General features: G+C 62.9%; 18 protein-coding genes and 1 tRNA gene. 8 read left to right on the top strand and 11 right to left on the bottom strand.

The window, feature by feature from the left end:
• Positions 1-13 precede the first annotated feature (13 nt).
• The 3 genes from paaK to IC609_RS13045 are packed head-to-tail and all read right to left on the bottom strand — an operon-like array spanning position 14 to position 2,606.
• Positions 14-1,315, bottom strand: a complete 1,302-nt coding sequence (paaK, locus tag IC609_RS13055) for a phenylacetate--CoA ligase PaaK (RefSeq protein WP_191819956.1) — start codon at positions 1,313-1,315, stop codon at positions 14-16.
• Positions 1,316-1,365: 50 nt separating this feature from the next.
• On the bottom strand, positions 1,366-1,803 hold the full coding sequence (paaI, locus tag IC609_RS13050; RefSeq protein ID WP_408611047.1) for a hydroxyphenylacetyl-CoA thioesterase PaaI: 438 nt from the start codon (positions 1,801-1,803) through the stop codon (positions 1,366-1,368).
• Positions 1,803-2,606 carry an enoyl-CoA hydratase-related protein gene (locus tag IC609_RS13045; protein WP_191819954.1) on the bottom strand — a complete coding sequence of 268 codons (804 nt, stop codon included), beginning with the start codon at positions 2,604-2,606 and terminating at the stop codon, positions 1,803-1,805. Before IC609_RS13045 ends, paaI begins: the two co-directional genes overlap by 1 nt.
• A 158-nt stretch (positions 2,607-2,764) precedes the next feature.
• On the opposite strand from IC609_RS13045, the gene IC609_RS13040 reads away from it, so the two are divergent.
• Positions 2,765-3,544, top strand: coding sequence for an enoyl-CoA hydratase (locus tag IC609_RS13040; RefSeq protein ID WP_191819953.1), 780 nt, complete (start codon positions 2,765-2,767; stop codon positions 3,542-3,544).
• A gap of 88 nt (positions 3,545-3,632) precedes the next feature.
• Here IC609_RS13040 and IC609_RS13035 read toward each other — a convergent pair whose 3' ends face one another.
• From IC609_RS13035 to IC609_RS13010, 6 genes are all read right to left on the bottom strand, one after another.
• Positions 3,633-4,166 carry a hypothetical protein gene (locus tag IC609_RS13035; RefSeq protein ID WP_191819952.1) on the bottom strand — a complete coding sequence of 178 codons (534 nt, stop codon included), beginning with the start codon at positions 4,164-4,166 and terminating at the stop codon, positions 3,633-3,635.
• Between the two features lie 167 nt (positions 4,167-4,333).
• A tRNA-Met gene (locus IC609_RS13030) sits at positions 4,334-4,410 on the bottom strand.
• Positions 4,411-4,514: 104 nt separating this feature from the next.
• On the bottom strand, positions 4,515-5,507 hold the full coding sequence (locus IC609_RS13025; protein ID WP_191819951.1) for a Bug family tripartite tricarboxylate transporter substrate binding protein: 993 nt from the start codon (positions 5,505-5,507) through the stop codon (positions 4,515-4,517).
• Positions 5,507-6,292, bottom strand: a complete 786-nt coding sequence (locus IC609_RS13020; RefSeq protein WP_191819950.1) for a fumarylacetoacetate hydrolase family protein — start codon at positions 6,290-6,292, stop codon at positions 5,507-5,509. Before IC609_RS13020 ends, IC609_RS13025 begins: the two co-directional genes overlap by 1 nt.
• Positions 6,293-6,329: 37 nt before the next feature.
• On the bottom strand, positions 6,330-6,833 hold the full coding sequence (locus tag IC609_RS13015) for a GNAT family N-acetyltransferase (RefSeq protein WP_225224187.1): 504 nt from the start codon (positions 6,831-6,833) through the stop codon (positions 6,330-6,332).
• Positions 6,823-8,385 (bottom strand): acyl-CoA synthetase, encoded by a 1,563-nt coding sequence (locus IC609_RS13010; protein ID WP_225224186.1) that lies wholly within the window; start codon positions 8,383-8,385, stop codon positions 6,823-6,825. The genes IC609_RS13015 and IC609_RS13010 overlap by 11 nt, the downstream gene beginning before the upstream one ends.
• 60 nt (positions 8,386-8,445) lie before the next feature.
• On the opposite strand from IC609_RS13010, the gene IC609_RS13005 reads away from it, so the two are divergent.
• Complete coding sequence (locus IC609_RS13005) at positions 8,446-9,048, top strand: DUF2889 domain-containing protein (protein ID WP_333473702.1); 603 nt, start codon at positions 8,446-8,448, stop codon at positions 9,046-9,048.
• Positions 9,049-9,183: 135 nt separating this feature from the next.
• Positions 9,184-10,521 carry a tRNA (N6-isopentenyl adenosine(37)-C2)-methylthiotransferase MiaB gene (miaB, locus tag IC609_RS13000; RefSeq protein ID WP_191819948.1) on the top strand — a complete coding sequence of 446 codons (1,338 nt, stop codon included), beginning with the start codon at positions 9,184-9,186 and terminating at the stop codon, positions 10,519-10,521.
• 13 nt (positions 10,522-10,534) lie between these two features.
• On the opposite strand, the gene IC609_RS12995 is transcribed toward miaB, so the two are convergent.
• Positions 10,535-10,927: a gamma-glutamylcyclotransferase family protein gene (locus IC609_RS12995; RefSeq protein WP_191819947.1), complete on the bottom strand. Its 393-nt coding sequence runs from the start codon at positions 10,925-10,927 to the stop codon at positions 10,535-10,537.
• Between the two features lie 62 nt (positions 10,928-10,989).
• Between IC609_RS12995 and IC609_RS12990 the strand changes: the two genes are divergently transcribed.
• A complete protein-coding gene (locus IC609_RS12990) occupies positions 10,990-11,487 on the top strand; it encodes a low molecular weight protein-tyrosine-phosphatase (protein ID WP_191819946.1) in 498 nt (165 codons plus the stop codon).
• 105 nt (positions 11,488-11,592) lie between these two features.
• Here IC609_RS12990 and ffh read toward each other — a convergent pair whose 3' ends face one another.
• Positions 11,593-12,975: a signal recognition particle protein gene (ffh, locus tag IC609_RS12985; protein WP_191819945.1), complete on the bottom strand. Its 1,383-nt coding sequence runs from the start codon at positions 12,973-12,975 to the stop codon at positions 11,593-11,595.
• Positions 12,976-13,052: 77 nt separating this feature from the next.
• Here ffh and IC609_RS12980 point away from each other — a divergent pair, with 77 nt between their 5' ends.
• Genes IC609_RS12980 through IC609_RS16120 form a run of 4 tightly spaced genes read left to right on the top strand, consistent with a single transcriptional unit; the run spans position 13,053 to position 14,878 of the window.
• Positions 13,053-13,856, top strand: a complete 804-nt coding sequence (locus IC609_RS12980) for a cytochrome C assembly family protein (RefSeq protein WP_191819944.1) — start codon at positions 13,053-13,055, stop codon at positions 13,854-13,856.
• Entirely contained in the window at positions 13,853-14,083 is a 231-nt protein-coding gene (locus IC609_RS12975) for a PP0621 family protein (RefSeq protein ID WP_191819943.1), read from the top strand. Before IC609_RS12980 ends, IC609_RS12975 begins: the two co-directional genes overlap by 4 nt.
• 9 nt (positions 14,084-14,092) lie before the next feature.
• A complete protein-coding gene (gene ampD, locus IC609_RS12970) occupies positions 14,093-14,659 on the top strand; it encodes a 1,6-anhydro-N-acetylmuramyl-L-alanine amidase AmpD (RefSeq protein WP_191819942.1) in 567 nt (188 codons plus the stop codon).
• A 3-nt stretch (positions 14,660-14,662) separates the two neighbouring features.
• Positions 14,663-14,878, top strand: coding sequence for a hypothetical protein (locus tag IC609_RS16120; RefSeq protein ID WP_225224185.1), 216 nt, complete (start codon positions 14,663-14,665; stop codon positions 14,876-14,878).
• The last annotated feature ends 38 nt before the right edge of the window (positions 14,879-14,916 follow it).

The raw sequence follows: 14,916 nt of genomic DNA, 5'->3' as shown, positions 1-14,916 counted from the left end.
GACCCCTCAAACCTCACTTCTTGCGCAAATCCACCACGCGCTTGGCCTTGCCCTGGCTGCGCTCGACGCCGCCTTCGGCCCGCAGTTCAATGGCCACGCTCGAACCGATGTAGACCTTGATCTCGTGCTGCAGCATCTTGGCTGCGGCTCGCGCCTCGATGCTGTCGGGTGACACCCCCGGCTTGGTCTCGACCAGCACTTTCAAATCGTCCATCGGGCCGTCGCGGGTCAGCACGCACTGGTAGTGCGGGGCCAATTCGCTGCGCTTCAAAATCAGCTCTTCGATCTGACTGGGGAACACGTTCACGCCGCGGATGATCATCATGTCGTCGCTGCGGCCGGTGATTTTTTCCATGCGGCGCATGGTCCGGGCGGTGCCGGGCAACAGGCGCGTCAGGTCGCGCGTGCGGTAGCGGATGATGGGCAGCGCTTCTTTGGTCAGGCTGGTGAAGACCAGCTCGCCCATCTCGCCATCGGCCACGGGCTCGCCGGTTTCGGGGTTGATGATCTCGGGATAGAAATGGTCCTCCCAGATGGTCGGGCCGTCCTTGGTCTCGATGCATTCGCTGGCCACGCCCGGCCCCATGACCTCGGACAGACCGTAGATGTCGACCGCGTCCATGGCCATGCGTTTTTCAATCGCCACGCGCATGTCGTTGGTCCATGGCTCGGCACCGAAAATGCCCAGGCGCAAGGAGCTGCTCTTAGGGTCGATGCCCTGACGCTCGTATTCGTCGGCGATCGCCAGCATGTAGCTGGGGGTGACCATGATGATGGTGGACTTGAAGTCTTCGATCAGCTGCACCTGGCGCTCGGTCTGGCCACCGCCAAAAGGCACCACCGTGAGGCCCAGGCGCTCCGCACCGTAGTGTGCGCCCATGCCCCCGGTGAACAGGCCGTAGCCGTAGCTCACATGCACCATGTCGCCAGGACGGGCACCGCCTGCGCGGATGCTGCGGGCCACCACATTGGCCCAGGTGTCGATGTCACGTGCGGTGTAACCCACCACTGTGGGTTTGCCCGTGGTGCCGCTGGACGCGTGGATGCGGGCACAGTTTTCACGCGGCACGGCGAACATGCCAAAGGGGTAGCTGTCGCGCAGGTCCGACTTGGTGGTGAAGGGGAACTTGGCGATGTCGGCCAGCGTCTTGCAGTCGTCGGGGTGCACGCCTGCGGCATCGAACTTGGCACGGTAAACGGGCGAATTGGCGTAGGCGTGCTGCAAGGTCTGCTGCAGGCGCTTGAGCTGCAGGCTGCGCAACTCGTCGATGCTGGCCTTTTCGATCGGCTCCAGGGGGAAGGATTTTGGGCTCATGAAAACTCCATTGGATCTTTGGGGCTGCGCGGAAGGTCTGTAGCGGACTTTTATTCAGGCACCACGGTGCCGGGGATCTGCGCGCTCTTGCCACGGAACATGGCGATGACTTCGCCGTTTTGGTCAGTGACCTTCATGTCATAAATGCCATGGCGTCCGCTCAGGGTTTGCTCAACACCTTCACAGGTCAGCACATCGCCCAGCTTGCCGGGTTTGAGGAACTCGATGCTGCAACCGGCGGCCACCGCGTTCTTGTTGTAGCTGTTGCAGGCGAAGGCAAAAGTCGAATCGGCCAGCGTGAAAATGAAGCCGCCGTGGCAGATTTGGTGACCGTTCAGGTGCAATGGTTTCACCACCATGCGCATCACGGCACGGCCTGGCTCGCAGGCCAGCAGTTCCATGCCCATGGTGTCCTTGGATGCCACGTCCACCGCGAACATGGTCTCGCCTACCAGACGGGCGAGGGCTTGGGGGTCGGTGGTGCTCATCATTCGCCTTTGAATTGGGCGGGGCGTTTTTCGAGAAAAGCCTGCACACCCTCGAAATAGTCGTGCGTGCGGCCCAGTGCGGATTGCGTGTCCCGCTCGGCATCGAGGTGCTCAGACAAGGTGCGGGTGGTGGCCGACTGCAGCAAAGCGCGCGTGGCCACCAAGGCCTTGGTGGGCATGTGTGCCAGACGCTCGGCCATCGCCAGCGCGGCTGCCAAGGCGTCATCGGCCACATCCCAGATCATGCCCCACTCCTTGGCCTTTTCCGCCGTCAACTTGTCTCCGGTCATGGCCAGCGCCATGGCCCGGGCCAGGCCCAAGCGCTCGACCAGCAGCCAGCTGCCGCCCGCATCGGGGATCAAGCCGATCTTGCTGAAAGCCTGGATGAAGCTGGCGCTGGGCGCAGCGATCGCCATGTCACATGCCATGACCAACGATGCACCGGCGCCCGCCGCCACGCCATTGACCGCCGCAATGGTGGGCATGCGCAGCGATTGCAGACGGCGTGTGCTGGGGTTGAAGGCCTGGTCAATGATGGGGCCGGGATCGGCACGTTCAACACGGTTGGGGCCGGGTGTGAAATCGAAGTCCGACAAATCAGCGCCAGCACAAAATCCACGCCCGGCACCGGTGATGACGGCGGCACGGATGGCAGGATCGGCCTCGGCCTGATCCAGGGCTGCCCACAGGTCATTGTGCATTTGGCGGGTGAAACTGTTCAGGGCCGCCGGGCGATTCAAAGTGATCACGGCAACAGCACCCCGCGCCTCGTACAGCACGGTAGGGACAGTGGATTCGGTCATGGAAGTTCTCCTTAGCCGTCGAATTTACCATTAACCGACCGATCGGTTGGTTAATGTTTTCCCCTAGTCCCAGGAGCCCCTGCGCCCGGTTTGACAGGCTCATGGCAGATGTCTTGGTTATAGTGGTTCTTGAGTTCCACACCCCATTGGAGAAACCCTTGAGCTACGAAAACATCGAAGTCCGCACCGAAGGCGGCAAGGTCGGCATCATCACCCTCAACCGCCCCAAGGCCCTCAATGCCTTGAATGGCCCCCTGATGGACGAACTGGGCACCGCGCTCAAGGCCTTCGATGCCGACGAAGCCATCGGCTGCATCATCGTCACCGGCAGCGAAAAGGCCTTTGCCGCAGGCGCCGACATTTCGGCCATGGCCAAGTACAACTTCAACGAGGTCTACAAGAACGACTTCATCACCCGCAACTGGGAAACCATCCGCAGCATCCGCAAGCCCGTGATCGCGGCCGTGGCCGGTTTTGCGCTGGGCGGCGGCTGCGAGCTGGCGATGATGTGCGACTTCATCATCGCCGCCGACAACGCCAAGTTCGGCCAGCCTGAAATCAAGATCGGCATCATCCCCGGCGCGGGCGGCACGCAGCGCCTGCCGCGCGCCATGGGCAAGTCCAAGGCCATGGACCTGGTGCTCACAGGCCGCATGATGGACGCCGCCGAGGCCGAGCGCGGCGGTCTGGTCAGCCGCGTGGTGCCGCTGGACAAACTGATGGACGAAGCGCTGGGCGCCGCCTTGATGATCTGCGGCTACGGCCAGCTGTCGGTGATGGCGGCCAAGGAAAGCGTGAACCGTGCTTTTGAAAGCGGCTTGTCCGACGGCGTGATGTTCGAGCGCCGCATGTTCCACGGCCTGTTTGCCACCCACGACCAGAAAGAAGGCATGGACGCGTTCCTGAACAAGCGCGCGCCCAACTTCACCAACAGCTGAAGGGCCTGAGGCCCTCACGGCCCGAGCGCACCGCTCTCACGCAGGGTGGTGCGCTTTTTTGTTGCGCACACCCCAGGCGGCGCAGGCTTCAAAGTCGGTCTGAGGGCCTGAAAGGCAAGAGGATGTTGGCCCGGTCTTTCACGTCGGGCAGACGGCTGACGTTTCTGACCGTGAGGTAGACGCTCCACAGCGCCAGCAGGCGCAGCACCATCAGCACCGTGAACAAGGGTGTGGGATTGGCGAGCTTTTCAGGGTAGACCGTGAAGAGGTCAAACATCAGGTTGACCACCCCCAGCACCAGAAAGGCGCTGAACACGATGGCCGTGTACCAGCCGCGCAGGTAGGAGTACAGGCCCAGACCAAGAACGATGAAGAGAAACCAGCCCCGAAAGTACAGGAAGCGCTCCAAGCGGATCACCTCCTGCGGATCGGTGCTCAGGTGGTTTGCCAGCACTTGCGGGGCCAACAACAAGGCAACAACGTAGCTGGCCACAATCAGCCCCAAGTACCAGAACCGCAGAGGGGTCCAAGTGTCGATCGGTGCCTCTGCATCCGCACCCAGCTTGGCGATCAGCGCTTCAAGCTCTGCGGCGCTGACCAGGGGGGCATTGCGGTCGCTCATGGGTGGTTCGTGTTGGCTGTGGGGTGCGTCTTTCCAATTTAGCACCACCGACAAAACATAACCAGCAAAAACATCAAAACTTACGATTAATTAAGGTTTGGTCAACTTCATCAATTGAAGCCCAACACGAAAAAAGGCCCACAGTCGTGAAACTGTGGGCCTGGATCTGGTGGAGATAGGTGGAGTTGAACCACCGACCTCGGGGTTATGAATCCCGCGCTCTCACCAACTGAGCTATATCTCCGGTGTGGGCTGTTGGCGAACCTCACGATCCACCCACCCTTTGTCTTGCGACAAGACGAGCATTATAGCCCAGATTTCTCAGGGCTTTGCCGCAGCTGGAGGCTGTCAATCGATGGCGATCCTGGCTTCCCGGATCACACGACTCCATTTGTCGGTGTCCCGCAGGGTCCAAGCCTGCACCTCCTGCGCGGTACCGGGATGCAGCTCTGTGCCTGCCGCTTCGATCTTGGCCACCAGCCCAGGCTGCCGCAAGGCCTGGGTGAGCGCCTGCTGGATACGCTGGACCAAAGGCGTGGGCGTGGCCAGTGGCGCGTACATGGCATACCAGGTGGTGTACTCGTAGCCAGGCAAGGTGGTCGACATCAGGGGCAGCGATTTGGTGGCGGGCGACTGGCTGGGGGCCGTCGCAGCCAGCACGCGCAGCAGCCCCTTGTCCACCAGCCCCTGCAAGGACGGGTAGCTGCTGAACAGCGCCGTCACCTGACCCGAGACCAAGTCATTGACCGAAGCAGACGAGCCTTTGTAGGGCACATGCAGCACGTCGGTTTTCGACAGCGACTTGAACATTTCCATGGCCAAGTGGGCCGTACCGCCCGTGCCCGCCGAGGCAAAGCTGACTTTGCCGGGGTTGGCGCGGGCGTAGTCCACCAGTTCTTGAACATTGCGGATCGGCAGTTTGGCCGAAGTCACCAGCACATGGGGCGCGGTCGAGACCGTGGACACGGGTCGCAACTTGGCCACCAGATCGGCGCCGCCTTGCTTGCTGAGCATGGGCTGCAGCACCACATTGCCCACCGCCGCCATCAGCAAGGTGTGGCCATCGGGTTCTGCACGGGCCACCGCCCCGAGCGCCGGCACGCCCATCGCGCCGCCCATGTTCTCGACCACCACCGACTGTTTGAGGTCGGCCGTGAGCACCTGCGCCAACTCACGCGCCACCAAATCGGCCGGGCCGCCCGCGGCGTAAGGCACGACGATGCGGATGTTCTTGCTGGGCCAGGCCGCAGCGGACTGGGCGCTGGCCAAAGTGCACAACGCCAGCGCAGTGCCAAGAGCCCCCCAACGCAACGCGGTTTTCACAAAAGACACCCAGGGCATCACACCACCTTCAGGCTCAGGTTGGGCAGGCCGTCGATGTGGATTTCCATCACATCGCCACGCACCACCGGGCCCACGTTTTCGGGTGTACCGGAGTAAATGATGTCGCCCGGAAACAGCTCAAACGCTTCGGACAGCTTGGATATCTGCTCGGCTACCGACCAGATCATCTGGCTCAGATTGGCACTCTGCTTGACCTGCCCATTGACCTTGAGCCAGATGCTGCCCTCCTTGAAATGCCCGGTCTGTGCCACTTTGTGGATCGCCCCGATCGGTGCGGACATGTCAAAGCTCTTGCCGATTTCCCAAGGCTTTTTCTGGTCACCCATGCCGCGCTGCAGGTCGCGGCGCGTCATGTCCAGCCCCAAGGCGTAGCCGTACACGAGGTCCAGCGCTTTGTCGATGGGGATGTTGCGACCGCCCTTGTTCAGGGCCGCCACCAGCTCGACTTCGTAGTGGTAGTTTTTGGTCAGCGGCGGGTAGGGGTGATCGGCCACCACGCCGGGCTTCACGACCTGGATGGCGTCGGTCGGTTTCTGGAAAAAGAACGGCGGCTCACGCGTGGGGTCCGAGCCCATCTCGCGGGCATGGGCGGCGTAATTGCGACCGATGCAATAGATGCGGCGCACCGGAAACATCTCATCGCTGCCTGCGATGGGCACATAGGTGTCAGGCACCTCGAAAGGTGTTTTGGGTTTGTTTTGTGCGATGCCGGGCGTGGCACAGCCGACCACGGCACCCGTGGTGACAAGGGCTGAGCTTTGGAAAAAATGACGACGGTCCATCTGAAGTCTCCTCAGGTTCTTTGGTTCAAAAAAATGTTCACAGCAAATCCAGATCCCAGTTCTGCCCGACCAGGTAATGGCCAAACGAATGGTGTTTGTCTTCGGCCACCAGGCGAAAACCAGCCGCCTGGTAGATGCGCCTAGCGGCGTGCAGGATGTCGTTGGTCCAGAGTGTCAGGGTCTTGTAGCCCTGGGCTCTGGCAAAGGCGATGCATTCGGCCGTCAGACGCTGGCCAATGCCCAGCCCTCGGGCATGGGGCTCCACGTACAGCAGGCGCAGCTTGGCGATGCCGTCCGACACCTTGACCAGAAACACCGAGCCCACCACCTGGTCGTCGATTTCGGCGATCCAGGCGTTCTCCTTGACCGGGTCGCGGTTTTGCACAAACTGCGACGCGATCTCGGCGACCAGGGCTTCAAAAGTGATGTCCCAGCCGTATTCCTGTGCATACAGCAGCCCTTGGCGGTGGGCGATCCAGCCCACATCCCCCACCTGCAAGGGACGCAAACGGTAAGCCGTCATGCCCGGATCACTGCGCATGGCGCAGGCGCAGATCGCGTTTGAGCAGCTTGCCGCTGGGGTTCTTGGGCAGGCTGTCGGTGAAGATCACACGCTTGGGGCATTTGAAACCCGCCATGTGCTGCGCGCAGTGCTGCATGACGGCCGCTTCGTCCAGCGTCTGCCCGGCCTTGACCACGATCACCGCGGTCACCGCCTCCACCCATTTGGGATCGGGCAGTCCGATCACGGCCACTTCGCTCACTTGCGGCAGACGGTAAATCATTTCCTCGACCTCGCGGCTGGCCACGTTTTCACCACCGGACTTGATCATGTCCTTCTTGCGGTCCACCACCGTGATGTAGCCCTCTTCGTCGATGATGCCGAGGTCGCCGCTGTGGAACCAGTCGCCCTCGAACGACGCCCGAGTGCGCTCGTCGTCGTGGAAGTAGCCCAGCATCAAATGCGGTGAGCGGTGCACGATCTCGCCCACTTCGCCCACGGCCACATCCTGCATGTCGTCGTTCACCACGCGGGTTTCGACGTTGCGCACGGCCTTGCCACACGAACCCGGTTTGCGCAATTGGTCATCCGGGCCGAGCATGGTGGCCAGCGGCGCGATTTCGGTCTGGCCGTAGAGGTTCCACAGCCGCACTTTGGGCAGACGCGAAGCCAGCTCTTTGAGCACCTCGACCGGCATGATCGACGCGCCGTAGTAGCCCTTGGCCAATTTGGAGAGCTTGCCCGCATCCATCAACGGCGAACGCAGCAACGCAATCCACACGGTGGGCGGCGCAAAGAAGCTGGTGATGCCGAACTTTTCGAGCATCGGCAGCAGGTTGTCGGGCGTGGGCTTGGAGGTGATGACGTTGGTGCTGCCCATGTAAATGGCCGGACCAAAAAACACATCGAGCTGGGCGCAGTGGTACAGCGGCAGCGCGTGCAGGGCCACGTCAGCCTCGGCGATCTCGGCGTCGATCACGCAGCTGACGTACTGCCACATGACGGCATCGTGCGTGAGCTGTGCGCCCTTGGGGCTGGACTCGGTGCCGCTGGTGTAGACGATCTGCGCCACATCGCTGCTGCCCAGCTGCACCTCGGGCAACGCATCCTGGCAGGCGGCCAGTGTGTCGAAGCTGTGCATGCCCGCCACGCTCTGGCTGGGGTCTTCGGAGGGCAGCCAGATGAATTGTTCGACTTTCGTGTCGAGCTTGGCAGCGGCCTGCGCCAACTCGGCCAGGCCGCTGTCGGTGGCCAGGGTTTTGGCACCCGCATGGCGCAGGATGTAGGCCACCTCGTCGGCCTTGAGCATGAAGTTGATCGGCACCATGACAGCGCCCCGGCGGGCCAGCGCAAAGCGCAGCGCCGCAAAACCGTGCGAATTGCGGGCCAGCACCGCCACCTTGTCGCCTTCGGCCACGCCGATGCTGGCCAGGCCTGCGGCCAGGCGCGTCACCAGCGCATCGAACTCGGCATAGGTCCAGGTGGTGACGCCGCAAACGATCCCGGTCTTGCCCGGCAGGCGGATCGCGGTGCGGCGCAGGGCATCGGCAATGGTCTGACGGCGAACCACCGGGGCAATCGTGTGCGACATGGGGCTGGGCTCCTCAAATTTATGATGTCACCATTGGAAACCGAACCGAAGAGAAAACAAGTGGCACTTCCCCCATCCTCCCCCCGAAAACTGTCACATACGCGAACCGCCACCTACCGGGGCTACGACCGCGAAGACGGTCTGTGGGACATCGAAGCCGAGCTGACCGACGTCAAGCCGTTCACCTTTGGTGTGCCCAACGAAAGCACCTTCCCGGCCAACGAGCGGATCCACCACCTGCAGATCCGCCTGACGGTCGACAACCGCCTGGTGATCCAGGACGTGGCCACCTCGCTGGACCAGATCCCGCACGCCGAATGCGTGCATGGCCCGGTGCACATGCACAAGCTCAAAGGCGCCACACTGGGGCGCGGCTGGCGCAAAACCATCGACGAGCACATGGGCCGGACCGAAGGCTGCACCCACCTGCGCGAGCTGCTGTTCAACATGGCCACGGCGGCTTTCCAGGCGGTGCCGGCGGGTCAATGGCACCGCCGCGAGTTGGCAGGTCGCCCGCAACCGGAAATCAGCACCCCGCCGCCGTTTCTGGGGCAATGCACCACTTGGGCGTTTGACAGCCCGACGGTGGCCCGTGCCTATCCGATGTTTTTCAAGCCCCGCGAAAACCCCGCCGCGGTGCCGGGCGACAGCGACGAGGGATAATCGTGCTCTTTGCGGACAGCGTCATCTCGCTGTCCGGTTCTTTTTCAGCCTCTGGATTTACACCATGAACCGCTGCACCCCACGCCCCTTGCGGGCCGCTTGGCTTTGCCTGACTTCCCCCTGCGCGGAGGCTGCATGAGCAAGAAAGTCTTCATCAAAACCTTTGGCTGCCAGATGAACGAGTACGACTCGGACAAGATGGCCGATGTGCTGGGTGCGGCCCAGGGCTACGAGCCCACGCAGGACATGGACGAGGCCGACCTGATCCTCTTCAACACCTGCTCGGTGCGCGAGAAGGCGCAGGAAAAAGTGTTCAGCGATCTGGGCCGGGTGCAGCACCTGAAAGCCAAGGGCGTCCTGATCGGCGTGGGCGGCTGCGTGGCCAGCCAGGAAGGCGCGGAGATCATCAAGCGTGCGCCCTATGTGGACGTGGTGTTCGGCCCGCAGACCCTGCACCGCCTGCCCGAGATGCTGGCCGAGCGCGAGCGCAAGCAGCGCCCGCAGGTGGACATCAGCTTCCCCGAGATCGAAAAGTTCGACCACCTGCCGCCCGCCAAGGTGGACGGTGCTACGGCCTTTGTGTCGATCATGGAAGGCTGCAGCAAGTACTGCAGCTACTGCGTGGTGCCCTATACCCGAGGCGAAGAAGTCTCACGCCCGTTTGACGATGTGCTGGTCGAGGTGGCCGGGCTGGCTGCACAAGGCGTGAAGGAAATCACCCTGCTGGGCCAGAACGTGAACGCCTACCGGGGCAGGATGGGCGGCACGTCAGATCTGGCCGATTTTGCGATGCTGATCGAGTACGTGGCCGACATGCCGGGCATCGAGCGCATCCGCTACGTGACCAGCCACCCCAACGAGTTCACCCAGCGACTGATCGACGCCTACGAGAAAGTGCCCAAGCTGGTGAGCCACCTGCACCTGCCGGTGCAGCATGGCTCGGACCGCATCCTGATGGCCATGAAGCGCGGCTACACCGCCATGGAATACAAGAGCACGATCCGCAAGCTGCGGGCGATCCGCCCCGACATGTCGCTCAGCAGCGATTTCATCGTGGGTTTCCCCGGTGAGACCGAGGACGACTTCAACAAGATGATGAAGCTGATCACCGATGTGGGTTTTGACACGAGTTTCAGCTTCATCTTCAGCCCCCGCCCCGGCACGCCCGCGGCCAACCTGCACGACGACACGCCGCACGAGGTCAAGCTGCGCCGCCTGCACCACCTGCAAGCGACCATCGAAGAAAACGTGCAGCGCATTGGCGAGAGCCGTGTGGGCACAGTGCAGCGCATTTTGGTGGAGCGCCCTTCACGCAAGGACACCACCGAGCTGGCGGGCCGCACCGAGTGCAACCGGGTGGTCAACTTCCCCGGCGGCCCGAACATGGACCGCCTGATCGGTCAGATGGTGGATGTGCGCATCACCCAGGGCCTGTCGCACTCACTGCGTGGCGAGCTGCTGATCAAGGACTGATCTGCTGGGGTTTTCAGGATTCGCGCCCGACTTCGCGGATGTAGCGGCGGTAGTCGCCGTGCGCGATCGGCGTGAGGCCATCGACCGGCAGGTTGTAGACATAGGTCCAGACCTGCTGGCCTGCCAGGACGCCCTCCTGCACGGTCACTCGCTCGCGCCAGTACTGCGAGGCGGCCCGGTCGCCCGGGACCATTTCTTCGACCTCGTCCAGGTGGGCCAGCTGGGCTTCGCTCACGCGGTACACCTCGCCGCTCACCTGCCCGTCACCGTGCAGGAAGCCGGGATAACGCCCCACATCCACCAGCCGCCCCGGCACACGCGCCGTGCCCAGACGCTCGGCACCCTGCATTTCGGCCTGAAGCCGCAGGCCCGGCATCAGGGTGCCGTAAATGAACAGTTCATGCATCGTCAACTCCTGCAGGACAATGGGATGCAACGATTGTGCCCTCCTCATCCCCAGCACCGACCATGACCGACCGCTACCGCCTCACCTTTGTCTGCATGGGCAACATCTGCCGCAGCCCCACCGCCGATGGCGTCATGCGCCACAAGGTGGCAGCCCGGCACTGGCAGCACTGGATCGAGGTCGACTCGGCAGGCACCCACGCCTACCATGAGGGTGAAGCGCCCGACCGCCGCAGCCAGCAACATGCGCGCCAAAGGGGCTACGACCTCTCCATGCTGCGCGCGCGACAGCTGGTCGCCGAAGACTTCGAGGTGTCCGATCTGGTGCTGGTCATGGACTGGGACAACCTGGCACTGGCCGAAGCCATGTGCCCGGCGCCGCACCGCCACAAACTCAAACGCCTGACCGAGTTCTGCCTGCAGCACGACAGCCCGGTGGTGCCCGACCCCTACTACGGCGGCACCCAGGGCTTTGAACAAGTGCTGGATTTGGTGGAAGACGCCTGCGAGGGCCTGCTGACCCACATCGCGGGCTTGCCCAAAAAACAGGCGGCACGCTGAAAGCCTTGCCAGACAAGGCCTGCGGCAGTTGTTCCGCCACTTATCCACAAAGTGAACCACAGGTCCTGGGGATGAAGCCCATTCCCCCAAGGTGAGTGGCCACCGTCAGCGAGGCATACCCGGGAAGCCGCCTCCGCCCATCATGCCCTTCATGGCCCCCATGCGTTTCATCATCTTCATGAGGCCGCCGCCAGACATTTTTTTCATCATGTCCTGCATCTGCTCGAACTCCTTGAGCAGGCGGTTGACGTCCTGCACCTGAACGCCGGCACCCGCGGCGATGCGGCGCTTGCGCGTGGCCTTGATGATTTCAGGTTTGCTGCGCTCCTTGAGCGTCATGCTGTGGATGATGCCTTGCTTGCGGGCAATGTCCTTCTCAACCTTGCCCATGTCCATGTCGGCCGCCTTGGCCGTCAGCTGCGAGGGCAGCTTCTCCATCAGGCTGGAGAGCCCGCCCATCTGCTTCATCTGCTGGATCTGGGCCAGGAAGTCATTCAGGTCAAACCCGCCGCCGCCCTTGACCTTGGCAGCCAGCTTTTGCGCGGCCTCCATGTCCACCCCGGCGGCCACCTGCTCAACCAGGGCCACGATGTCGCCCATGCCCAGGATGCGCCCCGCATGGCGCTCGGCATCGAACACTTCCAGGCCGTCGATCTTTTCGCTGGTGCCCGCAAACTTGATCGGCGCCCCGGTGATCTGGCGCACCGACAGCGCCGCACCGCCACGCGAGTCGCCGTCCAGCTTGGTCAGCACGATGCCCGTGAGTGGCAGCGCCTCGCCAAAAGCACGGGCGGTGTTGGCCGCGTCCTGGCCCTGCATGGCATCGACCACGAACAGGGTCTCCACCGGTTTGAGTTCCGCATGCAGGCCCTTGATCTCGGCCATCAGGGCTTCGTCGATGGCCAGGCGACCGGCAGTATCGACCAGCAGCACGTCAAAGTAGTGTTTGCGGGCGTAATCGATGGCGGCGCGGGCGATGTCGATCGGCTTCTGGTCGGGTGTGCTGGGAAACCATTCGGCCCCGGCCTGCGCGGTCACAGTCTTGAGCTGCTCGATGGCGGCGGGACGGTAGACGTCGCCCGACACGGTCAGCACCTTCTTCTTGCGCTTTTCAATCAGGTGCTTGGCCAGCTTGGCGGTGGTGGTGGTTTTACCGGCACCTTGCAAACCGGCCATCAGGATCACGGCAGGCGGCTGCGCGGCCAGGTTGATGTCGGCCACGCCCTCGCCCATGGTGGCGGCGAGTTCCTTGTTGACGATGCCGACCAAGGCCTGTCCGGGCTTGAGGGAGCCAATGACCTCTTGCCCCAGCGCCTTGTCCTTGACGCGGGCGATGAAGTCGCGCACCACGGGCAGCGCCACATCGGCCTCGAGCAAGGCCATGCGCACTTCGCGCAGCATGTCGGTGACGTTGGATTCGGTGATGCGCGCCTGTCCACTGATGGTCTTGACGAGGCGCGAAAGTTTGTCGGTCAGTGCGGAGGCCATGGATGCAATCTGAAAAAAACCGCTGGCCAAAACGGCACGGCCACTGCGGCCATGCCTGAAAGGCTAAACTCGGTTCCATGATTTTAACGAGTACCCCCCTGTGGATCTGGCTGGCCTCTGCGCTGGCGGTGCTCGCTTACGCCCTGCCGGCCGTGATGCCTCGCGTCTGGACCGATGCAGGCGCACGCCGCCTCATGGGCCTGGCCTGGCTGGCCCATGCGGCCAGCTTGCTGGGGCTGCTGGCTAGCCCGGTGCGTTTCGGTTTTGCCCCTGCCCTTTCAGTGACCGCCTGGCTGGTGCTGACGGCCTACATGGTGGAGCGGCAGTTCTACCCCCAACTCAAGGCCCGCTGGGCCATGGGCAGTCTGGGGGCTGTGGCTGTGCTGCTGGCCTTGTGGTTCCCAGGCTCGCCTTTGCATGTGCAGGCCTCGCCTTGGCTGCCGCTGCACTGGGCCCTGGGCCTCTCGGCTTATGGCATGTTTGCCGCTGCCGTGGTCCACGCCTGGATGATGACCCTCACCGAACGCGACATCCGCCTGGCCCACGAGGCCGGCAGCGGGCTGCCGCTGCTCACGCTGGAGCGGTTGATGTTCCGCTTTGTGACGGCGGGCTTTGTGCTGCTGACGGCCACGCTGCTGGCGGGAGCCCTGTTTGGAGAGCACCTCTACGGACAAGGCGGCAGCGCCTGGCGATGGGACCACAAGCGGGTCTTTGCCCTGCTGTCATGGTTGACATTTGCCTTGCTTTTGTTGGGGCGCCACCAATGGGGATGGCGCGGCAAGCGGGCAGTGCGTGTGCTCTGCGTTGGCGCAGGCCTGCTGCTGCTGTCGTATGCCGGTTCACGCTTCGTCATGGAAATCTTGTTGGGACGGGCCACATGAAATACCTTTTCTGGCTTCTGCTCATCGCACTGGCCTGGTGGGCATACACCCGCTCGCGTCAAGCCCGCCCGAGCGACAGCCAACCCAGCGCCACGGCACCGCAGGACATGGTGCGCTGCGCCCATTGCGGCATTCACCTGCCCCTGGGTGACGCCGTGAGTGGCGAAAAAGGGCTGTACTGCAGCACCGAACACCGCTCGGCTGCACAGGACCGCAACCCGGTCTGACGCCCCGCCATGGCCTTCCCAACGCCCTGGCAGCAAGGCTGGCACCCCGACGCCACGCGCCTGGACTCCCCCAATTTCGGACCTCGCCCAGCGCAAGCGTGCATCGACCTGATCGTGATCCACTCGATCAGCCTGCCGCCCGGCCAGTACGGCGGCAACGAGGTGCAGGCCCTGTTCACCAACCAGCTAGATGCCTCGGCCCACCCGTATTTCGAGCAGTTGCGCGGGCTGCAGGTGTCGGCGCACTTTTACATCCGGCGCGATGGGCAGCTGTGGCAGTTTGTGAGCTGTGATGACCGCGCCTGGCATGCGGGCGCATCGCACTACCGGGGCCGCAGCAACTGCAACGACGACTCGATCGGCATCGAGCTCGAAGGCCTCGAAGGCGAATGCTTCGAGGAGGCGCAGTACATGCAGCTGGCTTCTTTGTGCAAGGCCATCCGCGCGCATTACCCGATCGCCCATGTGGCAGGGCACGAACACATTGCCCCGGGCCGCAAACAAGATCCCGGCCCGGGATTTGATTGGCCACGGTTGGTGGCAACGTTGGATTTTCCCCACCAGTGTTTCCCCTGAATCATGGCCTTGGCGGTCGGTCTTGAAAAAATATTTTTGATCACCTTTTGCAACGTTTCTCCTCAGCAAAGCGCATCCCCTGAGCTTTGCCGCTCCACCCGAAGACAGAAAAATTGCGGCTCAGCACGCGAAACCCTTTGCCAAGCCGCAAAGAACCTGGATAACGCAACACAAATGCGCATCCTGCGTGGCTCCGGACATGGCCTTTCCAGAGGCTGAAAAAGCCACCCACACGCCCGATTTCTTCGGACCAAGAT

This window comes from Limnohabitans radicicola, from assembly GCF_014837235.1.
GTDB lineage: Bacteria > Pseudomonadota > Gammaproteobacteria > Burkholderiales > Burkholderiaceae_C > Limnohabitans_A > Limnohabitans_A radicicola.
Note: the sequence above shows the minus strand (reverse complement) of the source record. Positions and strands in the feature narration are given on the sequence as shown.